The 21,152-nt window shown below is 39.5% G+C and carries 25 protein-coding genes and 2 tRNA genes; 14 read left to right on the top strand and 13 right to left on the bottom strand.

What is annotated here, in order from left to right:
- Window position 1: 1 nt before the first annotated feature.
- The 7 genes from pgsA (at window position 2) to ACYQ3A_RS04545 (ending at window position 4,516) form a co-directional block, all read left to right on the top strand.
- Window positions 2-529, top strand: coding sequence for a CDP-diacylglycerol--glycerol-3-phosphate 3-phosphatidyltransferase (gene pgsA, locus ACYQ3A_RS04575; protein ID WP_459895930.1), 528 nt, complete (start codon window positions 2-4; stop codon window positions 527-529).
- Window positions 522-1,112 (top strand): glycerol-3-phosphate 1-O-acyltransferase PlsY, encoded by a 591-nt coding sequence (plsY, locus tag ACYQ3A_RS04570; RefSeq protein ID WP_459895929.1) that lies wholly within the window; start codon window positions 522-524, stop codon window positions 1,110-1,112. The genes pgsA and plsY overlap by 8 nt, the downstream gene beginning before the upstream one ends.
- Window positions 1,109-1,996: a polyprenyl synthetase family protein gene (locus tag ACYQ3A_RS04565; protein ID WP_459895928.1), complete on the top strand. Its 888-nt coding sequence runs from the start codon at window positions 1,109-1,111 to the stop codon at window positions 1,994-1,996. The genes plsY and ACYQ3A_RS04565 overlap by 4 nt, the downstream gene beginning before the upstream one ends.
- A 67-nt stretch (window positions 1,997-2,063) precedes the next feature.
- Window positions 2,064-2,139 (top strand) — tRNA-Val (locus ACYQ3A_RS04560).
- Window positions 2,140-2,142: 3 nt separating this feature from the next.
- Window positions 2,143-2,220 (top strand) — tRNA-Asp (locus ACYQ3A_RS04555).
- 186 nt (window positions 2,221-2,406) lie between these two features.
- On the top strand, window positions 2,407-3,255 hold the full coding sequence (locus ACYQ3A_RS04550; RefSeq protein WP_459895926.1) for a shikimate dehydrogenase: 849 nt from the start codon (window positions 2,407-2,409) through the stop codon (window positions 3,253-3,255).
- Entirely contained in the window at window positions 3,248-4,516 is a 1,269-nt protein-coding gene (locus ACYQ3A_RS04545) for an MgtC/SapB family protein (protein ID WP_459895925.1), read from the top strand. The genes ACYQ3A_RS04550 and ACYQ3A_RS04545 overlap by 8 nt, the downstream gene beginning before the upstream one ends.
- A 50-nt stretch (window positions 4,517-4,566) precedes the next feature.
- On the opposite strand, the gene rpmA is transcribed toward ACYQ3A_RS04545, so the two are convergent.
- From rpmA to selD, 8 genes are all read right to left on the bottom strand, one after another.
- Complete coding sequence (gene rpmA, locus ACYQ3A_RS04540) at window positions 4,567-4,821, bottom strand: 50S ribosomal protein L27 (protein WP_459895924.1); 255 nt, start codon at window positions 4,819-4,821, stop codon at window positions 4,567-4,569.
- A gap of 13 nt (window positions 4,822-4,834) precedes the next feature.
- Window positions 4,835-5,140 (bottom strand): 50S ribosomal protein L21, encoded by a 306-nt coding sequence (rplU, locus tag ACYQ3A_RS04535; RefSeq protein WP_459895923.1) that lies wholly within the window; start codon window positions 5,138-5,140, stop codon window positions 4,835-4,837.
- A gap of 71 nt (window positions 5,141-5,211) precedes the next feature.
- Window positions 5,212-6,105: a homoserine kinase gene (thrB, locus tag ACYQ3A_RS04530; protein WP_459895922.1), complete on the bottom strand. Its 894-nt coding sequence runs from the start codon at window positions 6,103-6,105 to the stop codon at window positions 5,212-5,214.
- Between the two features lie 3 nt (window positions 6,106-6,108).
- Window positions 6,109-7,323, bottom strand: coding sequence for a homocysteine biosynthesis protein (locus tag ACYQ3A_RS04525; RefSeq protein WP_459895921.1), 1,215 nt, complete (start codon window positions 7,321-7,323; stop codon window positions 6,109-6,111).
- Window positions 7,323-7,742 (bottom strand): HI0074 family nucleotidyltransferase substrate-binding subunit, encoded by a 420-nt coding sequence (locus ACYQ3A_RS04520; RefSeq protein WP_459895920.1) that lies wholly within the window; start codon window positions 7,740-7,742, stop codon window positions 7,323-7,325. Before ACYQ3A_RS04520 ends, ACYQ3A_RS04525 begins: the two co-directional genes overlap by 1 nt.
- Window positions 7,711-8,043 (bottom strand): nucleotidyltransferase family protein, encoded by a 333-nt coding sequence (locus ACYQ3A_RS04515; protein ID WP_459895919.1) that lies wholly within the window; start codon window positions 8,041-8,043, stop codon window positions 7,711-7,713. Before ACYQ3A_RS04515 ends, ACYQ3A_RS04520 begins: the two co-directional genes overlap by 32 nt.
- Window positions 8,030-9,334: a 30S ribosomal protein S12 methylthiotransferase RimO gene (gene rimO, locus ACYQ3A_RS04510; protein WP_459895918.1), complete on the bottom strand. Its 1,305-nt coding sequence runs from the start codon at window positions 9,332-9,334 to the stop codon at window positions 8,030-8,032. The genes ACYQ3A_RS04515 and rimO overlap by 14 nt, the downstream gene beginning before the upstream one ends.
- Before the next feature lie 10 nt (window positions 9,335-9,344).
- The gene (gene selD / locus ACYQ3A_RS04505; protein WP_459895917.1) at window positions 9,345-10,379 is read right to left on the bottom strand and encodes a selenide, water dikinase SelD; all 1,035 of its coding nucleotides are present in this window, start codon (window positions 10,377-10,379) and stop codon (window positions 9,345-9,347) included.
- Window positions 10,380-10,464: 85 nt separating this feature from the next.
- Here selD and ACYQ3A_RS04500 point away from each other — a divergent pair, with 85 nt between their 5' ends.
- From ACYQ3A_RS04500 to ACYQ3A_RS04470, 7 genes are read left to right on the top strand one after another with little or no spacing between them, the layout of a single operon-like run.
- Entirely contained in the window at window positions 10,465-10,710 is a 246-nt protein-coding gene (locus ACYQ3A_RS04500; RefSeq protein ID WP_459895916.1) for a nicotinamide mononucleotide transporter, read from the top strand.
- An 11-nt stretch (window positions 10,711-10,721) separates the two neighbouring features.
- The gene (surE, locus tag ACYQ3A_RS04495; protein ID WP_459897430.1) at window positions 10,722-11,465 is read left to right on the top strand and encodes a 5'/3'-nucleotidase SurE; all 744 of its coding nucleotides are present in this window, start codon (window positions 10,722-10,724) and stop codon (window positions 11,463-11,465) included.
- A 6-nt stretch (window positions 11,466-11,471) separates the two neighbouring features.
- On the top strand, window positions 11,472-12,053 hold the full coding sequence (locus tag ACYQ3A_RS04490) for a YqaA family protein (protein WP_459895915.1): 582 nt from the start codon (window positions 11,472-11,474) through the stop codon (window positions 12,051-12,053).
- On the top strand, window positions 12,050-12,601 hold the full coding sequence (locus ACYQ3A_RS04485; protein ID WP_459895914.1) for a 4Fe-4S dicluster domain-containing protein: 552 nt from the start codon (window positions 12,050-12,052) through the stop codon (window positions 12,599-12,601). The genes ACYQ3A_RS04490 and ACYQ3A_RS04485 overlap by 4 nt, the downstream gene beginning before the upstream one ends.
- Window positions 12,601-13,545: a DNA polymerase III subunit delta gene (holA, locus tag ACYQ3A_RS04480; protein ID WP_459895912.1), complete on the top strand. Its 945-nt coding sequence runs from the start codon at window positions 12,601-12,603 to the stop codon at window positions 13,543-13,545. The genes ACYQ3A_RS04485 and holA overlap by 1 nt, the downstream gene beginning before the upstream one ends.
- A gap of 38 nt (window positions 13,546-13,583) precedes the next feature.
- Window positions 13,584-14,867, top strand: a complete 1,284-nt coding sequence (gene rseP, locus ACYQ3A_RS04475) for an RIP metalloprotease RseP (RefSeq protein ID WP_459895911.1) — start codon at window positions 13,584-13,586, stop codon at window positions 14,865-14,867.
- Window positions 14,867-15,664: a TlyA family RNA methyltransferase gene (locus ACYQ3A_RS04470; protein WP_459895910.1), complete on the top strand. Its 798-nt coding sequence runs from the start codon at window positions 14,867-14,869 to the stop codon at window positions 15,662-15,664. Before rseP ends, ACYQ3A_RS04470 begins: the two co-directional genes overlap by 1 nt.
- On the opposite strand, the gene dpdA is transcribed toward ACYQ3A_RS04470, so the two are convergent.
- Genes dpdA through ACYQ3A_RS04445 form a run of 5 tightly spaced genes read right to left on the bottom strand, consistent with a single transcriptional unit; the run spans window position 15,661 to window position 21,113 of the window.
- On the bottom strand, window positions 15,661-16,956 hold the full coding sequence (gene dpdA, locus ACYQ3A_RS04465) for a tRNA-guanine transglycosylase DpdA (protein WP_459895909.1): 1,296 nt from the start codon (window positions 16,954-16,956) through the stop codon (window positions 15,661-15,663). The two genes, ACYQ3A_RS04470 and dpdA, sit on opposite strands and share 4 nt — an antisense overlap.
- A 28-nt stretch (window positions 16,957-16,984) precedes the next feature.
- Window positions 16,985-17,890, bottom strand: coding sequence for a PD-(D/E)XK nuclease family protein (locus ACYQ3A_RS04460; protein WP_459895908.1), 906 nt, complete (start codon window positions 17,888-17,890; stop codon window positions 16,985-16,987).
- Entirely contained in the window at window positions 17,856-20,009 is a 2,154-nt protein-coding gene (locus ACYQ3A_RS04455; protein ID WP_459895907.1) for a UvrD-helicase domain-containing protein, read from the bottom strand. Before ACYQ3A_RS04455 ends, ACYQ3A_RS04460 begins: the two co-directional genes overlap by 35 nt.
- The gene (locus ACYQ3A_RS04450; protein WP_459895906.1) at window positions 20,003-20,422 is read right to left on the bottom strand and encodes a DUF6884 domain-containing protein; all 420 of its coding nucleotides are present in this window, start codon (window positions 20,420-20,422) and stop codon (window positions 20,003-20,005) included. Before ACYQ3A_RS04450 ends, ACYQ3A_RS04455 begins: the two co-directional genes overlap by 7 nt.
- The gene (locus ACYQ3A_RS04445; protein ID WP_459895905.1) at window positions 20,379-21,113 is read right to left on the bottom strand and encodes an N-glycosylase/DNA lyase; all 735 of its coding nucleotides are present in this window, start codon (window positions 21,111-21,113) and stop codon (window positions 20,379-20,381) included. Before ACYQ3A_RS04445 ends, ACYQ3A_RS04450 begins: the two co-directional genes overlap by 44 nt.
- Window positions 21,114-21,152 lie beyond the last annotated feature (39 nt).

The raw sequence follows: 21,152 nt of genomic DNA, 5'->3' as shown, positions 1-21,152 counted from the left end.
GATGGGAAGGGTTAAAACTGTTCCCAATATATTGACACTGATCAGAATACTGTTTCTGCCTTTCATAGTTGTCTTAATCGTTAAGGGAAAATTTTCCTTTGCTCTTTTTCTCTTTGTTATAAGTGCCATTACCGACTTTTTGGACGGTTATATTGCAAGGAAGTCTAAGAGTATTACTAGCCTTGGAATGCTTCTTGATCCCGTTGCAGATAAGCTTTTGACCTCTTCAACTCTTATTTCCCTTGCCTATGTTAAGCTATGTGATCCCTATTCTGTCATTGCAATCGTTGGAAGGGAGGAAGCTGTAACTGGAATGAGAGCGATAGCTGCCTCAAGAGGTTTGGTCATTCCTGCATCTAAGGGAGGAAAAATAAAGACAACTCTAATAATGGTTTCAATTGTTTTGCTTCTTTCAGGGTTGAGAGATGCAGGAGAGATTCTCCTTATTCTTTCTGCTCTTGTTGCCCTTTATACTGGAATAGTCTATTTTGTGAGATTCTTCAAAGTTCTTGGAGAGGGAAATGGTTGATTTTGTAGTTATTGTTTCATGTGTTCTGGCATTCATCTTCGGTTCGATTCCTTTTGGTTACGTTATTGGAAAGTTGAAAGGTGTTGACGTTAGACAGCACGGAAGCGGAAATATTGGTGCCACAAACGTTTCAAGAGTTCTTGGAAAGAAATATGGAGCTTTAGTTCTTTTCCTTGATGCTTTAAAGGGATCTCTGCCTGTTTTAATCTTGAAAATTTTAAATTATCCTCTTGAGTATCAGGTTCTTGCAGGATTTTTTGCGATTCTGGGACACTGTTTCTCTCCTTTCCTCAAGTTCAAAGGTGGAAAAGGAGTTGCTACTGGACTTGGTGTTTTCCTTGTTGTCTCTCCAAAAATCACTCTCATCACTTTCTTTATTTTTCTTCTTGTTTTCTTCCTTACCCGTTATGTATCTTTAAGTTCTATTACTGCTGCTCTTTCCTATCCTGTAATATTCAAGTTATTTGGAAAACCGTCTGATTTTACCTCTCTTTTGATCTTTCTGACTGCGTTTGTTGTTGTTGGAAAACACTACCAGAACATCATAAGGCTTTTGAAAGGAGAAGAAAAGAGGTTTATATGATGGATCTTAAAAAGTACTTGAAGGAAAGGAAAGCCATTATAGACAGAGAAATTCTCAAATATCTGCCTTCAGATCCTCCTTTTGGAAAGAGACTCTATGAAGCTGCTATGTACTCTCTGACAGTTGGTGGGAAGAGGTTAAGGCCAATTCTCTGTATGGCAGGTTGTGAAGCAGTTGGAGGAAATTACGAGGATGCTTTAACTCCGGCCTGTGCGATAGAGATGATTCATACCTACTCTCTGGTCCACGATGATCTGCCGGCTATGGATAATGACACTTTGAGGAGAGGGCATCCGACGACCTGGTATAAGTTTAATGAAGCTACAGCTATCCTTGCAGGTGATGCTCTTCTTAATAGGGCTTTTGAGGTTCTTTCAGAGTGGGAATTTGACTGTGAGAGAAAAGTTAAAGTGATTCAGGAGATTTCGAAAGCTTCTGGAATGCTTGGAATGGTTTTAGGACAGCAGTGCGATATGGATGCAGAAGGTAGGAAAGATGTAACCCTTGAAGAGCTCCTCTTTATCCACAGACATAAGACTGGAAGACTTATAACTGCTTCTGTTGTTTCAGGTGGAATTACCGGTAAAGGAAGTGAAGAGGAAATTGAAGCTTTAAGACGATATGGAGATGGAATTGGTCTTGCATTTCAGATAATAGACGATGTTCTTGATGTTGTTGGGGATCAGGAGAAGCTCGGAAAGAACGTGGGCTCAGACTTGGAAAAGGGAAAGGTTACTTTTGTTACTTTTTTTGGCGTTGATGGTGCAAGGAAAAAAGCAAGAGAGGAAATTGAGAAAGCAATTTCTGCTCTGGAAATTTTTCCACTGGAAAGAGTAGAGCCTCTTGTAAAGTTAGCTCGCTTCATAGTTGAAAGAGAATATTGATTTATGTGAACTAAATGTAATAGGTTGACATCTTCCCTGAAGTTTCCTATATTTCCTATCGTCAACTGGGCGGATAGCTCAGCTGGGAGAGCGCCAGCCTTACAAGCTGGAGGTCACAGGTTCGATCCCTGTTCCGCCCACCATTCGGGGACGTAGTTCAGCTCGGTTAGAACGCCGGCCTGTCACGCCGGAGGTCGCGGGTTCGAGTCCCGTCGTCCCCGCCACTTAATTCAATCTGAACTTTTAAAATTCCCCTTCAATTCTCCTCACAGGAAGTATCATTAATTCCTTCATAAATCCTTACTTTAAATTTTTGATCTCAATTTTTCTTTTTGTTTCCTAAAAAAAATTCCTGCCTTAGGGATTTATTACAATTTCCATTAGCTAAAGATTAAAGCTAAGGAGCAAATATGAAACTGACAGGGAAAACTGCTGTTTATGGAATTATTGGCCATCCAGTAAAGCATTCTTTGTCTCCTCTCATGCAAACGGCGGCTTTTAAGGCTCTTGGGATTGATGCGGTTTATGTTCCTTTTGACGTTGATCCAGAAAATTTAGGAGAGGCCGTAAATGGTCTAAGAGCTCTTAACGTTAAAGGTTTTAATGTTACTGTTCCTCATAAAGAGGGTGTTATTGAATACCTTGATTTTGTGGATGAAGATGCTGAGTTCCTTGGAGCTGTCAATACTGTGAAGAATGAAGATGGACAGCTTACTGGTTATAACACAGATGCTGATGGATTTCTCCAGTCTCTGATAGAAGAGGGGATTGAGCTTGAGGGCAAAAGGATAACGATGTTTGGTGCAGGAGGGGCTGCAAGGGCTGTCGGCTATGCAGTCCTAAAGGGTGGAGCTAAGTTCCTCAACGTAGTTAATAGAAACTTTTCAAAAGGAAAAGTAGTAGGAGAGCTCCTCGGAAAACGGGGAAACGTTTTAGTCTTTCCTCTACGTGAAAGTACAGTTGCAACTCTTTTAAAGGACACAGACATAGTTATCAATACCACTTCAGTAGGAATGAAGCCAGATGATCCACCGCTCTTTGATTACTCGCTAATTCCAGAAGGACTAACTGTTGTTGATATCATCTATAATCCAGCTGAAACGCCTCTTTTGAAAGCAGCAAAGGAAAAAGGTTGTAAGATTGTTAACGGACTTGGGATGCTCATTCATCAGGGAGCAATAGCTTTTAAGATATGGACTGGGAAGGAAGCTCCAGTAGAAGTTATGAAAAAGATTCTAAAAGAGGAACTTTATGGTTGAATTTCTAAAGGAATTTATCGACTCTGAAGCTTGGAAGCTCTATCAACCCTACTTTGTTTCCATAATCTTAGGGGGACTTGTAGGAATAGAGAGAGAATATAAGAAACAAAGAGAAGGTGCTCCTGTCTTTGGAGGGGTAAGGACTTTTATTTTAATTTCCCTTTTAGGAACTCTATCAGCTCACATTTCTTCTTCTTTTGGTGATCCTTTCATCTACATTATTCTTATTTCTTTTTCTGCTCTTCTCGTCATTGCTCAGCTCTTTGAAAAGTTACCAGGACTCACATCGGAAGTTTCTGCCATTTTAACCTTTCTCATAGGCATCCTCTGTTATAAAGAGGAATTTCAGTTGGCTGCTGCTATTGGTATAACTGTTCTCTTCATTCTTAGCTTTAAAGAGCAGATGCACAAGTTTGTTAAGCACCTTACTCTTGAAGACCTATTTGCCTTCTTAAAGTTTGCAGCCGTCACTGTTATCCTTTATCCCCTTCTTCCAGACAAAAGTTTCTACGGTGTTAATCCTCGTGAAGTCTGGACAATGGTTGTAATAATTTCAACCCTTGACTTTTTAGGGTACTTTCTAACGAAAATTGCCGGAGAAAGGGGAATTCTGTTTACCGGTCTAATTGGGGGACTTGTATCAAGTACCGCTGTTGCTGCAACGTTTTCGTCCCTTTCTAAAACGAATAGAAGTTTGATACCCGAATACGCTGCTGGCATTGTTGGAGCTTCTGCGATAATGTTTCCAAGAATAACTTTTCTTGCGGGGATTGTTAATTTACAGTTCACTAAGTATTTGATAGTGCCGTTTTTAACAGCTTTTCTTATAGGAATTTTCTTTGCATACAGAATATCCAATCTTGAAAAAGAGGAAAATGCAAAGGTTGAAGTAAAAAATCCCTATGAGCTTTCAAATGCTATAAAGTTTAGTGTGTTTTATGCGTTTATACTCTTTATCTCAAGAAATACTCTTAAGTATCTTGGAGATTACGGTCTTTATATAGTTGCTGCAGTTTCTGGACTTTCTGATGTTGATGCTATAACCCTTTCGGTTTCTAAGCTTTTTACTGCAAGTGAGATTTCACTTTTAACGGGTATTGTTACTGTTATTATTGCAGCAACTGTTAATACTTTTCTTAAGTGGTTTTTGACAATTTCGATGGGGAGTAGGGAACTTTTTAAGCTGGTAACACCAGGATTTATTGCTTTGATCGGTGGAGAAGTATTAGGAGTCAGCATCTTGATTGCAATTCTACACTAAGGGAAAAATATAACTCCCCGCTAAAGTAGCGGGGAAAGATATTTCTAAGATTACTGAACAGGATATACGCTTACAAACTTCTTGTTTCTTCTTTTTTCAAACTTAACAATTCCATCCTTGAGAGCAAAGAGTGTGTAGTCCTTTCCAACTCCAACATTGAGTCCTGGATGGATGGAAGTTCCTCTCTGTCTTACGAGGATGTGTCCAGCTTTTACAATCTGACCGTCGTGTCTTTTAACACCTAACCTCTTACCAATTGAGTCCCTTCCGTTTTTGGTAGAACCCATACCTTTTTTATGTGCCATGACAAACCTCCAATTAGCTTACGATTTCATTGATCTGGAGCTCTGTAAAGTGCTGGCGATGGCCATACTTTCTCTGGTAGTGTTTCTTAGCCTTGTACTTGAATACAATTATCTTCTTACCTTTACCGTGTCTTACAACTGTAGCCTTAACTTTGATACCTTTAGCCTCTTCACCAACTTTTACGCCATTGTCATCCCTTACCATGAGCGCTTCGAACTCAACATTAGAGCCCTCAGGTAGGTTGAGCTTTTCAACCTTTAAAACCTGACCAGGCTCAACAACGTACTGCTTTCCGCCTGTCTTTATAACAGCATACATCCCGCTACCTCCGCACTTGATTAAAGAGTGAGTGGTAAATTTATATCAGTAGCAGGTATTAGGTCAAGTTTTTATACTTCCTCTATCCTTGCTCCCTCTTTATCAACGTCTAAAATAAGATATTTTGATTCTATTCCCAGTGCATCAAAGACGTTGCACATAGCTTTTCCGATTTCGTCAAAGTTCTTATCAGCTAAAGCCCCTATGCAGCTTCCAGCTCCAGAAAGGTAAACTGCATAAGCTCCGGCTTTATAGCCCTCTGATAGTATTTCCCAGAAAGAGGGTATCAGGTCACAACGGTAGGGTTGATGGACTCTATCTTTTACTGCTTCTTTAAGAAGTCCAAAGTCTTTTTTCTGAAGAGCTCCGAGAAGTAGCGCGACTCTTTGAATGTTGAAAATCACGTCTTTCCTGTTGTAATTCTCAGGAAGGACAGATCTTGACTCTTCAGTTGATAGGAAAAGCTCAGGGACAACAATAATGACCTTTAACTCTTTAGGAAAATCGAGTCTTACATAGGATAGATCTCCGTTTGTCGCTGCTACGACAAACCCTCCAGTGTAAGCGGGTAGAACGTTATCTGGATGGGGTTCAAACTTAAAGGCAACGTCTATAACTTCGGAGAGTGAAAGCTTCTTTCCAGAGATTTTTTCTGCTGCAAGGATTCCGCCAACTATTGCAGTTGCAGAACTTCCAAGACCCCTTCCTAAGGGAATCCTGTTTATAAGCTTTACTTTTATCGGCTGATTTAATCCGAGATATTCCATTGTACTTCTGTAAGCTCTAAGAAAGAGGTTCTTCTCATCCTTCGGGAGCTCTTCAGCACCTTCTCCCTCTATTTCCACAGAGTAGAAGTCTGAAGGTTCAACGATAAAGTCGTTGTAAAGTGTTAATGCCAATCCCAGTGCATCAAATCCAGGTCCTAAATTGCTGGTAGATGCAGGAACGGAAACTTTAAACTTCATAATTTACTCCTTCCTTTCGTTGTACTCAATCTTAACATCCGGTTCTGGAGCCGGAAGTGTTTCAGCAGGTTTGGATATCTCAAACTCTCCGTTCTTTATCCACTCCTTTAGTATATTTGCTATCTCTCTTGCTTTGTAGTAGGAGGAGAGGGGCGAGGTTAGGACTTTCTTGCCGTCTATTTCGATGAAGCCTTTACGAAGTTCGCCGTAACTTACATACTTGATTGGCTTTACATTTCCTGATGGGTAATCAACGGAGTAATCTACAACAGGGGCAAATATTTCATCATCCTTAACAGAGGTATAGTAAGCAATTCTCTCGTTGAGTATTGGAATAGGAATACCTATCCCGACAAACAGTGAGACACCGTACCCTAAGAGTGAAGCAGCCTTTACAAAATCGGTTGACATTTGCTTCATATCTCCGATTACCATGAGAGTTCCTGAGCCGCCAGTGGGTTGTCCTTTTTTGCTTCGCTTTATTCCGAATGGAGCGTGCTGAGTTCCGTGAAATGCAACATATCCTATACCGCCACCAAGGAATATTCTTGTTCCAATTCCTATTGTTTCAAAGAATGGGTCGTTCAAAAGAGGACTTAACTGGCCTGCACTTGAATAGGTAGCGTTTCCTAAGTTAGGTTTGAGGGTTCCCATGTAAGTGTAGATTGTTCGTGATGACCTGTTTACTGCAACGTTATAGTTCTGATAGGCATTTCTGGGATTACAGAGGATTGCTTCATTTATCGTCTTTATGTTGATAAGTTTCTTTATCTCTCTTCTTGGATAGCAATCCGTTCCGTAAGCGTAAGCTTCGAGTTCAATATCTTCTCCGGCGATAAGCTCTTCAATTACGTGAGCTCCACCATACTCAAATCTTCCTGGATAGACCTCATTTCTCGGGTCGTTTTCAGGCAGTGCAGTTGCTCCAATGTAGAGGTCAACAGCAGCTAATCCTCCGTAGGCTGGAACCCCATTGAGATAGATTTCTTCCATTTTCATACGTGGTTTTGTGTGGCCGACGTTTAAGAACGCTCCTGAGGAGCACATTGCACCAAACGTGCCAGTTGTAACAACGTCAACCTCCTCTGCAGCCTTTACTACTCCTAATTCCTCAACTATCTCAATCATCTCTTCGGCAGTAACGACTACTGCCTCACCCTTTCTAATTTTTTCGTTTATCTCTTCATAGGTCTTGTTTACCTTAAACTGCTGTTTCATTAACCTTCCTCTCCAATGAAATTTTCGAGTTCCTTTTTAAGTGAAAGTATAAGATTTTCAAAAGCATTGTGTTCACTTTTTATCATCTTGTATACTTCAAAAGCAAATTCCTGATCGTAGGTGTGAGAAGTAAGATTTCTGGCTTCAAGTAGAGAAAGCCATTTTTCCTCATCTTCTACCCAGCCGAGCTTATAGGCTAACTTTATGCAACTTCTACCGGAGTTACATTCTCCAGCTCTTAGAGTTTCTGCAAATTTTTCGATTGTTTTCCATGCCAATTCAAAAGTAAACTCAAATCGTTGGATAGTAGCATCGATAACTATGTCGGTTTCTTCAGGATCTAAGGTTAAAACCTCTTTCAAACGTTTGTAAGCTTTTTGTAGGGTTTCAAGTCTCCTCTTTAAATTTTCTACCGTCATATAGGATTACTCCTGTTTTCCTTACAGTTTCAATAAAATTACCGGAAACTCTCTTTAAATCTATTAAATCAAAGCTTTTAAGTGTTGGAAGTTTGTCAAGTTCTTCTCGTATCTTTGCCATAGTAGAGAGATGTATTTTTTCTTTCCACTCTATGGCTATGTCGAAATCCGAGTATGGCTTAGCAGTTCCTCTTGCCCTTGAACCAAAAAGAAAAACCTTGGCATCAGGCAGATACTTAATAATTATCTCAGCAGCTTTCTGAGGAATTTCTTTTTCCGTTAAGGGTTTAACCTTTATCACCAATCGGCTCCGCAATTAGGTCAACATTACTTGCTAAACCAGTAATTTCTGCTTTGACAATCTCTCCAGGATTGAAATTACCTTTTAAATAAACTATTCCATCTATTTCGTAAGCATTTCTGTAACTTCTTGCTTCAACGAATCCAGGCATTTCCTCGCTCTTGGTGTCAACGATTAAAGCAAACTCCTTTCCTATTAACTGTAAGTGTTTCTTTTCGTAGATTGAATACTGGGTTTCCTCAATCAGGTTGAGTCGTGATTCTTTCACCTCTTCTGGTAAATCTCCGAGTTTGTATGCTGCTGTTCCTTCTTCTCTTGAGTACTTGAAAAAGCCTGCCCATTCGAACTCAACCTCTTTGATGAAGGAGTGAAGTTCTTCAAACTCCTTTTCTCCTTCAGCAGGAAATCCAATAATAAAAGTCGTTCTTAGTGTTATGCCCGGGATTCTCTTTCTCAGTTTATCGATAAGCTCTTCCGCATACTTCCTCGTATATTTCCTTCCCATAGAAGCTAAAACTTTGTTGTTAATGTGCTGAAGTGGAACGTCAAAATATTTCAGGACTTTCTCTGAATTTGCAACAAAGTCAATGAGGGAATCGGAAATGTGAGATGGATAGGTGTACATTAATCTTATCCACTCTATTCCCTCAATTTTTTCAAGCTCTTCAAGTAATTTAATAAGTCCTTCTCTTTCTCCCTTATCGTATAGGTAAGCAGTTGTATCCTGAGCTATGACGTAGAGTTCCTTTACTCCCTTATCTGCAAGCTTTTTAGCCTCTTCGACAGCTTCTTTTATCGGTCTGCTTTTAAGTTTTCCTCTAATGAGTGGAATTGCACAGTAGGTGCAAGCATTGGAGCAACCTTCTGAAATCTTCAGATAAGCAATGTGAGGAGGAGTGAGGATTTCCCTTAATAGGTAAGGTTTTTGGACTGCAATCTTCTGGTTTAGAATCTTTTCAACGCTTTTCTCTATTTCGTCGACTCCGATGAAGACATCAACTTCAGGAAGCTCCTTTCTTAACTCTTCCTTATATCTCTGATATAAACAACCTGCAACTACAACCTTCTTTTCAGGATTTTCTTTCTTTTCTTCTATGGCATTAAGAATTTCGTCTATTGATTCCTCCTTAGCTGGCTGAATAAACCCACAGGTGTTTACAATTATCACGTCAGCATCTTTCAGATTATCAACAAAAATAACGTCTCCCGTTGCCTTTAGAAGTCCAATCATCTTTTCCGTATCAACTAAGTTCTTTGGGCATCCAAGACTTATCACTGCAACTTTTTTCATACAGAACCTCTTAGAAAACTTTTATTCCTCTCTCTTTAACAATCTTACCAGCTTTTTGAATCCACTTAACTCCTTTTTCTATCAGTTTAGCTATAAGCTCATCTGCCTTTTCTTCTGGAACAGCTATCAGAAGACCTCCTGAAGTTTGAGGGTCGTAGAGGAGTATCCTTGTATCTTCGTCAACAGATTCTGAAAATTCGGCAAAATCACCTACGTAGTCAACGTTTTCGTAGGTTGCTGCTGGAAGGAGTCCCATTGAGGCGTATTCTCTTGCACCTTTTACAAAGAGCAAGTTTTCCGTATAAATTTCAGCACCAACTTCACTAAACTTTACCATTTCATAAAGGTGTCCAAGGAATCCAAAACCTGTTATATCTGTGCATGCATTTACTCCAACTTCAACCATTGCCTCAGAGGCAGCCTTGTTTAAGGTTGTCATAACCTCTGATACTTCTTTTATCTCTTCAGGCTTTGCCATATCTGCCTTTATTGCAGTTGTGAGAACACCAATTCCAAGAGGTTTCGTGTAGATAAGGATATCTCCAGGCTTTGCTGTTGAGTTTCTAACTACTTTCTTCGGATGGACAATTCCCGTAACCGAAAGCCCATATTTGGTTTCAAGGTCATCAACCGTATGTCCACCAATTAGAGAAACTCCAGCTTCCACGAGTTTGCATGCTCCACCTTCAAGAATTTTCGGCAGGTATCCCATAGGCACCTTACAGCTTGCAAACATGACAAGGTTTATTGCAGTTACGGGTTTTCCTCCCATTGCGTAAACGTCTGAAAGGGCATTGGCAACGGCAATCTGACCGTAAACAAAGGGATCATCAACCACCGGCGTAATGAAGTCTGCCGTCTGGACAAGAGCAATATCATCCGTCAGCTTATAAACGCCGGCATCTTCTGCCGTTTCTATTCCAATTAAAACGTTTTTATCCCTTGGTATATCAAGACTGCCAAGTATCTTTTCAAGCCCGACCGGGCTTAGCTTTGCTCCTCAGCCGGAAGCTCTGACAGTCGTTGTTAGCTTAAATTTTTTCAATTTAGTCCTCCACAAAATTTAAAACATCTGGAATTTAAAAGGATTTACCTATATTTTAATCCTCAAACATTTAAAGGAGTAGAATTTGGAAAGAACCAGGTTTCAAAAAGCTCTTGAGATAGCAGCATCTGTAACAGGTATCGTTGCACTTTTGATTACTGCAATAGGGTTTCCGGGTATAGATTTTTCAATAGCTCTTGTTGCCTCATTTATGTATGCCACTTACGGATATCTAACAAAGCAGTATGGAATTATGATCAGTTCTTTGATTTATGGTGTAGTTGAGGTTGTAGGTATAATCAGATGGGTCTTTATGGGGGAAACTGGATAATGGAAAAAAAATTGAAAATACTGCTTTCAAACGATGATGGAATAAGATCAGAAGGGTTAAAAGTTTTATATGAAGAGCTTTCAGAGTTTGCAGACGTTATCGTTGTAGCTCCAGACAGGGAAAGGAGTGCTGTTGGAAGGGCTTTGACTCTCCACAGACCTTTAAGATGTGAGCAAGTGGATGAAAACTGGTACGCCGTTGACGGAACTCCGACAAGCTGTGTTTATATAGGTGTTCATGCAATAATGAATGGTCAAAAACCTGACATGATAATCGGCGGAATAAACAGAGGTCCAAATCTTGGAGAAGATATTACTTATTCAGGGACAGTTTCAGTAGCAATGGAAGGAGCATTGCTTGGAATTCCATCTATAGCATTTTCACTTGCTACCTTTAAAAACTTTCAGTGGGATTCTGCAGCTCGTTGGGCAAAGAGGATTGTTTTAAAAGCTTATGAGCAAGGAATTCCTGAAAAATGTTGTCTTAACGTTAACATTCCAAATCTTCCGTATAAAGAAATAAAGGGAATCAAGATTACAAAACAGGGGAAGAAGGCTTACACTGAGAAAGTTGAGGAAAGAAGAGACCCTTGGGGAAGGATTTACTATTGGATAGGGGGAGAGGAGCCAAACTGGAAGGCTGAGCCTGGAACAGACTACTGGGCTATAAAGAATGGCTATATTTCGATAACTCCAGTTCACCTTGACCTTACAGATTATAGAGCTCTTGAAGTCCTCAAAAACTACAGTTGGTAGGCGAAAATGGAATTTTTAAGTCTTCACTACTGGCAGGAATTTGCTCTACGGTATGGAATTTATGGCCTTGCCTTTAATGCCTTTATTGAAGCTATATTTTTTCCTATTCCACCCGATGTTCTTCTGATTACACTCTGCATGGCAGATCCTCAGAACGCTTTTCTCTATGCTCTTGTTGCCACTCTGTTATCTTCACTTGGTGGTGTTGCTGGATATTACCTCGGATATTTTGGTGGAAAGCCTTTAGCCTTTAAGTTTTTTGGGGAAGAGAAGGTTAAAAAAGTTCACAGGCTCTATGGGTCTTATGAGAGCTTAATCATTCTCCTTGCAGGGTTTACGCCGATTCCGTATAAGGTCTTTACTGTAACTTCTGGAGTTCTCTTTGCAAGCTTAAAAAAGCTAATAGTTTTTTCTCTAATAGGAAGAGGACTCAGGTTCTTTTCTGAAGCGGCTCTTTTCTACTTCTACGGTCCACAGATACAAAAGTTTGTTCTTCACAATTTGAACATTATCTTTACGGTAGTTGGGGTAGTTTTGATTTTGGGATTTCTTATTTATAGAAGATACAAGAAGGGTAGATTACCATGAGCAGAAGAAGGTTCTTTAAACTGCTTGCTGATTCTGTTGCAAAGGCTGCTGCTGAGTTTACATACGAAGTAGCAAAGCCCAATAAGGTATTCGTAAGACCTCCTGGAAGTGGTGATGAGGATACCTTCCTTGCCCTATGCACAAAGTGTGGAAGGTGTATAGAGGCGTGTCAGACGGGAGTTCTTGATAGAGTAAAGGAGATGAATCCGATAGTTCTCGATACGCCTTTTATGAACTTTGAAAGTAACTTCTGTGAAAGGTGCTATGCTTGTATTGAAGCCTGTCCATCGGGAGCTCTGAGTGAAGAAAACCTTAAGAAGTTCAAATACGTTGCAAAGCTTGATAGAAATAGGTGTGTTGCCTATCAGGATATCTTCTGTCAGACCTGTTACTGGTCATGTCCTAAGATGGATAAAGCCATAACTCTGGTGGATTTTGCTTATCCTGAGTTTCACGAAGAGAGTTGTCTTGGCTGTGGTAGATGCATTCATGCATGTCCAACGAATCCCAAATCTATTAACTTGATAAAAGTAGAACAAGAGTTGTAATGAAAACAGTTAAGGTACAGGAAGCTCTAAAGCAGCTTAAGTCCGGAAGGCTGCTGTTTAAAAAGGTCTTGGTACATGGAGAGGAGTCATACCTTACTGAGCAGTTCTTAAAGAGAATTTCAGAGCTCAAGAGTATTGAGAAATTTTACGCCGATGAAAACTTTGATGAAGTCTTTAATTTCACAGGGACTTCACTCTTTGGCAGTTCGCCCATTCTTGCAGTTTTAAACGTTGAAAAACTAAATGAAGTTTTGAGGAAGAAGGCAGATAAGAAGAAATTTTTAAGACTTCTTTCAAGTCTCGATGAGTTTATCCTCGTTTCTATGGAAGAGCTGGATTATAGAAAACTCAAAAGCGAGCTCTTTTCTGAGATTCAGAAGTTGGTAGATACTGTTGTTGTTTCTGAAAAGTACAGTGAAAAGGCGATTTACTCCCTGATTAAGAAGAAGTTTGACTCTGCCGGGAAAAAGATAACGCCTGAAATTCTAAAGCTCATAGTTGAGACTGTCGGAACAGATTTGAGGGAGCTCCGAAATGAGACGGATAAGCTGATTCTCTATCCCGGAGAGCTTACTCCGGAGACTGTGAAGCTATTGCTCTTTTCAAGCGGTAAAGTAAATATCTTTGAGCTGATTTTTCCCTTATTAGATGGAGATAAAAGAAAGTTTATAGGACAACTGGAAACTCTTCTGAGCTCCGGCGGTGAACCACTATCAATCATTGGGCTTCTTCAGACTCAACTGAGGCAGATTGTTAGTTTGGCTGGTGGAAATCAAGTGAAACTTCCAAAAGATGTTTTACAGAAGTATAGAGTTATCTTGCAGAAGAGGAGTCTTCAGGGGCTCCTTCTCCTTTTAAAAACACTCCACGAAAAAGAGTTTGCCGTAAAGAGGGGTGAGGTTTCTGGGGAAGATGCACTCAGGTCAATTGTATTTTTCAACTAAACGAGTAAATTAATCACAAAACACCTTCTGGAGGCTATATGCAGACACTTCTTTACTTTGTTATAGTCCTTGGAATTCTTATCTTTGTCCACGAGCTTGGACACTTCCTTGCTGCAAGGTTTTTTAGAGTAAAAGTAGAAACCTTTTCTATTGGTTTTGGCCCGAAACTATTCAAGTTTAACTGCTGCGGTACAGAGTTTACAGTTAGCCTTATTCCCCTTGGTGGATATGTCAAAATGTCTGGAGAAAATCCCGATGAACCGGCAAAGAACCCTTACGATTTCTACGCGAAGCCTCCATGGCAGAGGATAGTTATTGCACTTGCTGGTCCTCTTATGAACCTTATTCTGGCAATTGTCCTCTTTGCAGCCACCTACTCAATTGGTCGCTATGTCCCCACCTATCAGTTTGAGATGGCAAAGGTTGGAACTGTTCTTTCGGAAAAAATTCCTTTGAAGTCCGGAGACGTAATTATCTCTGTCAATGGTGAACCAGTCAAAAACTGGAAGGACTTTTCACAGATTGTAGCACTCAATCCAGACAAAGAATTAACTCTCAAAATTAAGAGAGATGGTGAAACCTTAGATGTAAAGGTTCATACAGGAGTAGAAGAGGAAAATGGAATAGGAACCCTTGACATTGTTCCTGCGATTAAGCCAATAGTTGGAAAGGTTGTTCCCGGTTCACCTGCGGAAAAGTCTGGATTGAAACCTGGAGACATAATTCTTGCAATTAATGGAAAAGACATAACAAGTTGGGAGCAGGTAGTTAAGACAATTTCAGGAAGCAATGGAAAACCGATAAAGATTTTGATTCTTAGAAATAGTAAAAAGCTGGAAATTACAGTTACTCCTAACTTTAATGAAGAGTTCAAACGCTATACAATTGGAATAATCCCAAAGATGGATATGACGTTCGTTAAGTATTCCCTGCCGGAAGCAATTGAGAAGGGAGTTGAAGAGTTTAAATCCCAGTCTGCTCTATTTTTTAAGTTTCTCCATAAGCTAATTACGGGAGAAGCTTCAGTGAAGAGCCTTGGCGGTCCGATAATGATCGCAGAAGTTGCAGGGAAAGCAGCAGAGGCTGGAACATCAAGCTTCCTCTACTTCATGGGATTCATAAGCCTTCAGCTTGGTTATTTCAACCTCCTTCCTCTTCCAGTCCTTGACGGTGGACTGATACTGATGTTCCTGATTGAGATAGTAAGAAGAAGGCCACTCTCTCCCGAATTCAGGGAGAAGTTTCAGCAAGTTGGATTTGCAATTCTTGCTTTTCTAATGATTATTGTTTTCTACAACGACATAATGAGGCTTATTAACTGATGGCAAAGAAAGAAAGGTTAGATAAACTCCTTGTTGAAAGGGGACTTGTTAAGAGTAGAGAAAGGGCAAAAGCCCTCATTATGGCTGGAAAGGTTACTGTAAACGGTCAGGTTGTCGATAAGGCTGGTGCTTCTGTGCCAGCCGATTCTGTTATAGAAGTTAAAGGAGAGGATATCCCTTATGTCTCAAGGGGTGGTTTAAAATTAGAGACTGCTATAAATGAGTTTGGACTTGATGTAAAGGATTTCACCTGTCTTGACATTGGAGCATCCACCGGAGGATTTACTGACTGTCTTCTCCAGCATGGAGCTAAAAAAGTATATGCTGTGGATGTTGGAAAGGGTCAGCTTGACTGGAAACTGAGAAATGATCCAAGAGTAATCTCGATTGAACAGTTCAACGCCCGCTATTTGACTGACAAGGAAATACCAGAAAAGGTTGATTTGATAGTGATTGACGTTTCTTTCATTTCACTTACAAAGATTTTGCCTGTAGTGAAGCAGTTCTTAAAGCCAGAAGGAAAAATCGTTGCTCTCATAAAACCACAGTTTGAGTTAACTAAGAAAGAAGTTGATAAAGGAAAAGGAGTGATAAAAGATCCAGAGCTTCATAAAAAAGCAATAGAGAAGATTTTGAGCTTTGCACGGGAAATTGGACTTTATCCTGAGAATCTGACTCTCTCAAAACCAAGAGGTCCAAAAGGTAATAAGGAGTTTTTGGTTCTGCTTTCACAGAGTGTGGAGGATGATAAAGTGAAGGAAGAGGACATTCTTGGTGTTGTAAGAAAGGAAGACTAATAAACAACTTTTGTAGGTTGTTTTTCTAAGAGAGCTCTGAATCTCCTGTAGAACCGTAGAGTGTTGTGAAAACCTCTTCTTTTATTCCTGTTGCTTCCCCTGAAGATGACAACGTCTATACCCAAACTCCTGCATATTTCACAGTTGCATTCCTTCCAGATTTTACTTTCAAGGAGCTCCCTGTAAAGTTTTGAATATTTTTCCTCCTTAAAGTCGTCTCTGAAGAAAAGTTTGTCGTAGTTCATGATTTCCTCTAAGAGGCTATCAACTTCTTTAAGTTTTCCTCTGTCATAATCTCTCAAACCTTTAAGAATTCTCTGTTCCATCTTTTCGAAACTCTCAAATTTCAGTCCAGAACTTAGTATTTTTTTCCTGAGTCTAAGATTGTGGCAATCTGGAACTCTTATGGAAGCGTACCACTTGCCATCTACTCCTAAGTAATTTTGGTCAGCCCTTAACCATGCCTTCCTGAAGTATGAGGCACTGTCAAAGCTGTAAATTCCATAGCTAACAATTTTAGAAAGGAGTTCTTCCCTGAGAATGCCAAGAAGGTGCAACCTGATGCCTGAAAGGTCAATTTTTTCGTGAATAGCATCAAGGAGAGCCGAGATAAAAGAAGTCTTTCTCGGAACAAGCCCTCCAACAGCAATATACCTGTAGCCGTAGTTTATGAGCTTTTTGATACTGTCTATGTAGGTTTCTACAGAATACCCTTGAGCTGCTCCAACAGGAGTAAAGTTACAGTTTTTTGAAAACTCTATAAACTTCTTTGCGTTTTTAAGGCTCAACTGCCGCCTGAACTCAAGCTCTTCTTGAGAGAGAAAGAGTTTTAAATTTCCTCCACGAACCTCCTTCGCATCAATGAATGAAAACTTTTTCTCTTCACCAGACTTTACGACGATAATGTCTGAACAGATGTGATCTACAGATACACCGTAGTCAAATCCGAGATAATTGTAGTGTTCAGCAGCTTTTTCTAAGGACATTAGAGGGTACTTTTCATTTACGTAAGTGAAAGCTCCACAGTCTCCAAAAACGGGGAAGTTCTGAGGAATTCTTAAATACTCCTTTATGTTGTAGAAATTGCGTATTTTGGGGCTTCCATTTTCTCTGATGAGTTTAAGCTTTAACTCAAACATACCAAGGCTGATGAGAATTCCATCGTAGGGCGGAGAAGGAAGGATTTCATGGGCAAAGACTGAGTTGCTATAGCCACCTTTTCCGTAGGTATCACTTATCGGATCAAAATCGGCGTGAACCCAATCTTCCCAGTATGGTAAAAAGTATTTCATTTGGTCGTTATTCCCGTTTTCAAGAAGCTTAGAGTTTTTGGGGATAATGTGGACAGTCCCATCTGAAATCGCACTGTTTACAGGTGTTTTTATCTATGTTTTCTGGAAGTCTCCAGTTATTTGTTTTCTGGGATTCTTCTATCTCTTCCACTATTCTTTTAAACTCTTCAATAAAGTTTTTAACCTCATTCTGAATTTCCTCTTCCCGGAAGTCAATGATGAACTGGGTTTTCTCTAAATTTTCCTTAAGGAGCTCGTTCATAAAATAGAGGACTGCTTTATCTGGAAATGTTCCGGTTCTTTCCTTAAAAAGAAAACCATAGACGTACATCTGTTTTTTGTACCTATTTAGTTTTTCTCTTCCGTAAAGGTTTGTTTCATCGGGTCTTTCCATTCCTTTGTAGTCCCATGTCTCTACTTTTTCTCCTTCTGTTCTGAGGACGTCAATTATTCCGTAAAGAATAAAGTTGTCGAGTTCTTTTATAAGGCGTAGCTCCGCTTCAATAACAGATTTAAAGAACGATTCCCCTTCAATGAGGCAAAACTTTTTAAGAACTTCTAAGGCACTTCTTTTGACCTTTTCGTTCGTTGCTTTTACTCCTTCAGCTTCCATGGATTTTTCTATCAGGTAGAAAATCCTCTCTATCTCTTCATCGTTTACGACTTTTCCTGTTTTTAGAAAGAACATGTGAGCTCTCTTTAAAAATCTGTGGATAATACTTCCGTACCACTCCTGTGTGGGATTTGAGGGAGCATAGCCGAGAAATTTGTAAAAGCCATACTGCCTTGGACAGATGGAGTAGGAAATAATATCTCCAGTAATGGTATATCTGTTCTTTATTCTTTTTTCCTTCTGGGTAAGGAGAATTCTTTTCTCTTTCACAAACCTGGAAAATCCATTAAGAAGTTTCTCTATCCTTAGATCTTCCATCATTCTCAACCTTCCTTTGAAACTTTTCTGTAAATTTTTTATGCCACCTTAGATCAAATCCGGGAAAGGCTGCTGTTTTCCAGGGTCTGTTTTTATCGTAGGGTAACAATTCTTTCTTTTTGAGAATTACGAGGCAGTATTGAGCTCTTGAATAGGCTACATAAAACTTTCTTACAGCGTCAATGATACTTCTTTCCCATCTGAAATCTCTTGAGTGGTTTTTTAGAAACTTTTCAAAGAGCTCTTCCGTTTTTCCAAGTCTCCAGTTTCCAGAAATGTTGTCGAGATCTCCAACGATAACGATTGGGAACTCCAGTCCCTTTGACTGGTGAATTGTCATTAGGGGAAACATATCCTGAGGAACCTCTTTAGCTTCCTGAAGGTCTGCATTTTTGGTTGACAGAATAAAGAGGAAAGTTCTGAAGAACTCTGAAATTAAAGAGTTTCTATCTTCTACCATCTGTGAAAATGATGAAATGAGCTGACTCAACCTTGCAAGATTTACAGAAGTTAAGAAGTTCTCTTTAAAACTTTTGAGGGGTTCATAGGATAGAAGCTGGTAGAAGAGTTCCAGAATATTAAGGTTCTCCGGGTTGATGGTGGAGGAGAGCTCTTTTACTTTCTTCTTTAACTCTTCTGAGCTTTCTCTTTCAAATGTTTCTTTCCAAATAGCTACGGTCTCTTTCAAACTGCCCGGAATATTGGCTTCTTCTGGAAGGATGTTGAGAAGAGCTCCAAGCATTACGCCAATCTCTTTCTGGTAAATAAGGGATTTTGCTCTTGGATTGTAGACGGGAATTCCTCTTCTCTCAAAGATTTTTCTGACCTTTCCGGCAAATTTATCCTCTCGTGTGCTCGGAAGTAAAAGGACGACGTCAGAATACTTAGAGATAATTCCTCTGCTTTTAAGTTCCTTTACGAGATAGTAGCACTTTTCTGCCAGTTCTTCTTCATTTCCCTCAATTTCTATTACGGAGTTTTCCGTTGTTTTATAGACCTCAACTCCGGATGAGAAGAGGATTTTTTTCTCAATAGAGAGTTTCTTCCATGCAGATTTATAATCGCTGTAGTCTTTATGTTTCCTCAGGAAATAGTTGATAAAGGCTACTATCTGCTTGTCCGATCTGTAGTTCTGAAGGAGCTCCACTTTAACTGCTTTCTCACCTAAATATTTTTTACATGACTCTTCAAAGTTTATAAAGCAGTCAACAACAGCTCCCCTGAAGCGGTAGAGAGATTGATTGTCGTCTCCAACAACCGTAAGTTTTTTGCTTTCCCTGACTAAGGTAAAGTAGATTTTCTCATCTAAGGGATTTGTGTCCTGGTATTCGTCAACTAAGACATATCTAATTCCTGGAAAGTAATCTGTTCCATCACCTTCAATGAAAATTTTACTTTCTTCTGAGCTTAAGAACTGGAGAAAGAGCTTTTCTATGTGGGTATGATCTATATAGTGGTTTTCTTTGAGGAGATTGAAATATTTCCTGTAAAGATTTCCAGCAATTGAGAGGGGGGGATATTCTTCTTTTATTAGTTTACTTGAGGGAATGTTATTTTGAGGAATGAATTCAAAGAGAAGGGAGAGAAGAGAAAGCCGTCTCAGGTAGAGCTCTTCTCCAATCTCTTCGTCTCCTTCTTTTTCAAAGAGTTTATATAAAGGCAGGAACTCTTCCTTTTTTGTTTCTTCGTAGAAGTTCTTAAAGATGAAAATCTCTCTTTCAAAATCTCCAAGGAGCCTGTACTTTTCAAATTTACTGTACTGAAACTCTTCCATTACCCTTATTGCTAAGGAATGGGGAGTTCCAGAGTAGATATCGTATGCTTCAAAGGAGAGATCCGGGTGTTTCGCCTTTAGAGCTCCGGCATAAGTTACCAGTCTTAAAAGGAACTCCTCGGAGGCTTTCCTTGTAAAAGTAACTAAAAATATGGATTTTGGATTTACTCCTTTTACAGTTATCAGATACAGGGCTTTAAGGACTAAGACCTCCGTTTTACCGGAACCTGGACCGGCAATAATTTTGAGAGGACCTTTTGTGTAAACGATTGCTTCCTTCTGTCTTTCGTTTAATTTCTTCCCTGAAAATTCTTCAATAGCCTTAAAAAAGGTGTTTTCGTTTAACAAAGACTCTCCACAATACTTTTTAGTTTTCCTATGTCTCCCATATTTCCGAAACCAAAAACTATTAGCTCCTTTCCGAGCTCTTTTACAACTTTAGAGATGCAGTCTAAGTAGGTTTTCCGAGCTCCGCCCCTATAGTATATGATGACGTCAAAGTCTTTTAGTTTAGACAGTATCTTTTCTTTTAGCTTTTTGCACTTCTCATCTGTCATAACTGCGTTGTAGGGTTCTATAATCTCATCGGCGCTTACAAGACCGTACTTTGCACTGATGATAAAAAGTGGAAGGTTTAATTCTTTTGAACGTCTGTAGAGGTGTCTTACCCTTGCAGACTTGTACAGTTTCCCCGCTTCTTGTGGAGTCTTTTCTTTTTTATTTCCGCAAGCTGTCACGAGAGCTATTCTTTTCCCTGACAAGCTCTATAATCCTCCCAACTTTCAATTTAAGTTCCTCTGGGAGTTCTTTCAAGGAGCTTTTTTCCATCCCCGTTGGTATCCACAAGACAGCATCAAGTCTTATTTGAGGTATTCCAGATCTTTTGGAAAGTTCTTTCCAGAAGTTTTTGTCAGAGCTTATCTTTGAAAGTCTTGAATCTATTGGAATTGCTATTTCTTCAAGCTTTTTAGGATTTTCACCGAAAGCTATACGGTAGCCGTACATAAACATCTTTGCAGCAAAGACAACTGTTTTGCTGTCTGTTTTCTGATTGAGACACTCTGAAAGTTCTTTCACAAGAATAGTTAAATCTTTACCCAGATCCATTAAAGAGTAGTTTAAAAAGAGTTTTTCGACACATTTTATGACCTTATCCAGTCTTTTAAGTTTTGCATTCAAGAACCGCTTGTTGTAAGTCTTAATAAACTCTTCAAATCTTTCGATTTCAGGGTTTTTGGAGAAGAACTCTGAGAAAGTCTCCCAGTACTTTTCTCCCTTCATCTGAAGTTGGTAGGACATAAGCGCGTTGATTACGATAAGTTTAAGGAAAATCTCTGGATTCTTTATTTCTTTGTGAAATTTCTCAAGCGCTCTGTATTGTCTATCAAATGATTCAAGCCTTTCTATATCTTCTTTTGAGAACTCTTTTAGGACTTTCAGCAGGTTTTCCATAATTGCTCCTTTTGAAATTCTGGAATATATAATAGTTTA

This window comes from Desulfurobacterium crinifex, assembly GCF_054656775.1.
This window is presented reverse-complemented; position numbering and strand designations above follow the sequence as displayed.

Coding starts and splice junctions, on each gene's coding strand:
- holA (WP_459895912.1), top strand. CDS start 12,601: ATGAAAACAGTTAAGGTACAGGAAGCTCTAAAGCAGCTTAAGTCCGGA.
- ACYQ3A_RS04565 (WP_459895928.1), top strand. CDS start 1,109: ATGATGGATCTTAAAAAGTACTTGAAGGAAAGGAAAGCCATTATAGAC.
- ACYQ3A_RS04545 (WP_459895925.1), top strand. CDS start 3,248: ATGGTTGAATTTCTAAAGGAATTTATCGACTCTGAAGCTTGGAAGCTC.
- rseP (WP_459895911.1), top strand. CDS start 13,584: ATGCAGACACTTCTTTACTTTGTTATAGTCCTTGGAATTCTTATCTTT.
- ACYQ3A_RS04485 (WP_459895914.1), top strand. CDS start 12,050: ATGAGCAGAAGAAGGTTCTTTAAACTGCTTGCTGATTCTGTTGCAAAG.
- ACYQ3A_RS04550 (WP_459895926.1), top strand. CDS start 2,407: ATGAAACTGACAGGGAAAACTGCTGTTTATGGAATTATTGGCCATCCA.
- rpmA (WP_459895924.1), bottom strand. CDS start 4,821: ATGGCACATAAAAAAGGTATGGGTTCTACCAAAAACGGAAGGGACTCA.
- dpdA (WP_459895909.1), bottom strand. CDS start 16,956: ATGAAATACTTTTTACCATACTGGGAAGATTGGGTTCACGCCGATTTT.
- pgsA (WP_459895930.1), top strand. CDS start 2: ATGGGAAGGGTTAAAACTGTTCCCAATATATTGACACTGATCAGAATA.
- ACYQ3A_RS04445 (WP_459895905.1), bottom strand. CDS start 21,113: ATGGAAAACCTGCTGAAAGTCCTAAAAGAGTTCTCAAAAGAAGATATA.
- rimO (WP_459895918.1), bottom strand. CDS start 9,334: ATGAAAAAAGTTGCAGTGATAAGTCTTGGATGCCCAAAGAACTTAGTT.
- plsY (WP_459895929.1), top strand. CDS start 522: ATGGTTGATTTTGTAGTTATTGTTTCATGTGTTCTGGCATTCATCTTC.
- ACYQ3A_RS04490 (WP_459895915.1), top strand. CDS start 11,472: ATGGAATTTTTAAGTCTTCACTACTGGCAGGAATTTGCTCTACGGTAT.
- ACYQ3A_RS04520 (WP_459895920.1), bottom strand. CDS start 7,742: ATGACGGTAGAAAATTTAAAGAGGAGACTTGAAACCCTACAAAAAGCT.
- thrB (WP_459895922.1), bottom strand. CDS start 6,105: ATGAAGTTTAAAGTTTCCGTTCCTGCATCTACCAGCAATTTAGGACCT.
- ACYQ3A_RS04460 (WP_459895908.1), bottom strand. CDS start 17,890: ATGATGGAAGATCTAAGGATAGAGAAACTTCTTAATGGATTTTCCAGG.
- ACYQ3A_RS04470 (WP_459895910.1), top strand. CDS start 14,867: ATGGCAAAGAAAGAAAGGTTAGATAAACTCCTTGTTGAAAGGGGACTT.
- rplU (WP_459895923.1), bottom strand. CDS start 5,140: ATGTATGCTGTTATAAAGACAGGCGGAAAGCAGTACGTTGTTGAGCCT.
- ACYQ3A_RS04525 (WP_459895921.1), bottom strand. CDS start 7,323: ATGAAACAGCAGTTTAAGGTAAACAAGACCTATGAAGAGATAAACGAA.